Here is a 1,966-nt window from a genome sequence, read left to right on the forward strand (position 1 = left end):
TGCCGCCGTCGATGATGATGTCATCCTCATCCAGCAGCGGCACCAGCTGGTCGATGACCGAGTCGACCGGGGCGCCGGCCTTGACCATGATCATCACCCGGCGAGGGGTTTCCAGATTGGCCACCAGCTCTTCGAGGGTTTCGGTGCGGATGAACTGGCCTTCGTCACCGTGCGCCTCCAGCAGCGCATCGGTCTTGCCGATCGAGCGGTTGTGCAGGGCAACGGTGTATCCGTTGCGGGCGAAGTTCCGGGCGAGGTTTGCGCCCATCACGGCCAGACCTGTGACGCCAATCTGTGCAGGCATAAAATCATTTCTCCAATATGTAACCGGAAAGGTGCGCCGTCATCGCCGGGCACCTTCCGTGCCCGCACGGCTTCGTGACGTTTTTGATTCTACCGCTCGGGCGGGTCAATACCCAGAGGCACCGCCCACTTAAATCTGATTTATTTGCCTTCCGGTGCCCTGAGGTGGGNNCGCTTGGATATGATGAGGCAATGGCTACCAGTCTGCATGCTCACGTGGTGGAGCACCTCGGCTCACGAATTGTCAGCGGATTCATCCCCGCGGACACGATCCTGCTTGCCGCCGACTTGGAGCAGCAGCTGAAGGTTTCACGCTCGGTGATCCGCGAGGCCGTGCGCGTGCTCGCCCAGTGCGGTTTGGTGACCAGCACCAAGCGGGTGGGCATCCGGGTGCAGGGCCCGAGCAAATGGAACCCCTTTGATTCACTGGTGATCCGCTGGCGCCTGGCCAGCAACCAGCAGGGCGTGCAGCTGCGCTCGCTGACCGAGCTGCGCATCTCCGTAGAGCCGATGGCCGCCGAGCTCGCCGCCCAGTACTCCCCGGCCGAGTTCCGCGAGGAGCTGATGACGCTTTCGGCGCAGATGAACCACTACGGCCGGATCGGGGACCTGCGCCGCTTTTTGGAACTGGACATCCGCTTCCACGCGGTGCTGCTGGCCGCCTCCGGCAATGAAATGTTCGCGAACCTGGCCATCCCGATCGGTGAGACCCTGCGCGGGCGCACCGACCTGGGCCTGATGCCCGAACGCCCGCACGAGGAGGCCCTGGCCTGGCACCAGGCGGTCGCCGATGCGGTGTCCAACCACGATGCGCTGGCTGCCCGCCAGAACATGGAGAACATCATGCGCCGCACCCACAGCGAGATCTGCGGGATCTGGGCCGGTCAGGAACGTCTGTTCATCGACCCGGCCGGTCCCCGCTAGCGCTTCTGCCCTAGCGCCCGGCCACCGCGACGGGTTGGGTTTCGCGCAGTTCGGCCGGTGGCGCGAGGCGTTCGATCAACGGCCGCAGCAGCACCAGGCACACCAGCACCACCAGGACCCCGAGCGCCAGCCCGGCCAGCACGTCATGCAGGTAGTGGGCGCCGACCGCGACCCGGGAGAGCGCTATCAGCCCGGCGGCCGGCGCCACGATCCACAAGAGGCGTGGCACCGCCATCACGCAGGCGGTGGCGAAGGCCGCGGCGATCACCGAATGGTTTGAGGGCCAGGACCATGAACCGGCCTCCGGGCACGCCAGCACCGTGACCACTTCCAGGGTCCGGCAGGGGCGCTCCTCGGTCACCAGCAGCTTGATCCCCTCACTGGCCGCGTACGCCAGGATGACCCCAATCCCGGATCCGGCCAGGCGCCAGAAGGCCGCCCGATCCCTTGCCCAGCCCCAGAGCGCCACCGCACCGGTGAGCACCACCAGGGCCACCAGCCCCGGCTCGGTGATCACCGCGGCCACCTGTCCCAGCGCCGGAAACTGCGCGGCCGCCCCGGAAATGCCACGGTAGATCGGTTCCCTGAAGACGTAGGAGGCGAAACCGGCCACCGCCAGCAGGAGCAGCATCAGCAGGGTCGGTTTCAGGGCCGGCAGTGACAGGTGGGGATGCTTCGAACTCATGGATCACGAGTATACGGAGTCAGTACTGCCCCACCCGCCGGTCAGTGGCGCGGG

General features: G+C 66.3%; 3 protein-coding genes. 1 reads left to right on the forward strand and 2 read right to left on the reverse strand.

Going from position 1 to position 1,966, the window contains the following annotated elements; translation table 11 throughout:
• On the reverse strand, window positions 1-304 hold a 304-nt coding region (locus tag B2R83_RS12685), incomplete at its 3' end, for an NAD(P)-binding domain-containing protein (protein ID WP_292041742.1).
• Between the two features lie 191 nt (window positions 305-495).
• Between B2R83_RS12685 and B2R83_RS12690 the strand changes: the two genes are divergently transcribed.
• Window positions 496-1,227 (forward strand): FadR/GntR family transcriptional regulator, encoded by a 732-nt coding sequence (locus B2R83_RS12690; protein WP_138926176.1) that lies wholly within the window; start codon window positions 496-498, stop codon window positions 1,225-1,227.
• Between the two features lie 10 nt (window positions 1,228-1,237).
• Here B2R83_RS12690 and B2R83_RS12695 read toward each other — a convergent pair whose 3' ends face one another.
• Window positions 1,238-1,912 (reverse strand): phosphatase PAP2 family protein, encoded by a 675-nt coding sequence (locus B2R83_RS12695; protein ID WP_292041749.1) that lies wholly within the window; start codon window positions 1,910-1,912, stop codon window positions 1,238-1,240.
• Between the last annotated feature and the right edge of the window lie 54 nt (window positions 1,913-1,966).

Origin of the sequence: Massilia sp. UBA6681, from assembly GCF_002454935.1 — a bacterium.
In the GTDB taxonomy this organism is placed as follows: domain Bacteria; phylum Pseudomonadota; class Gammaproteobacteria; order Burkholderiales; family Burkholderiaceae_D; genus Telluria; species Telluria varians.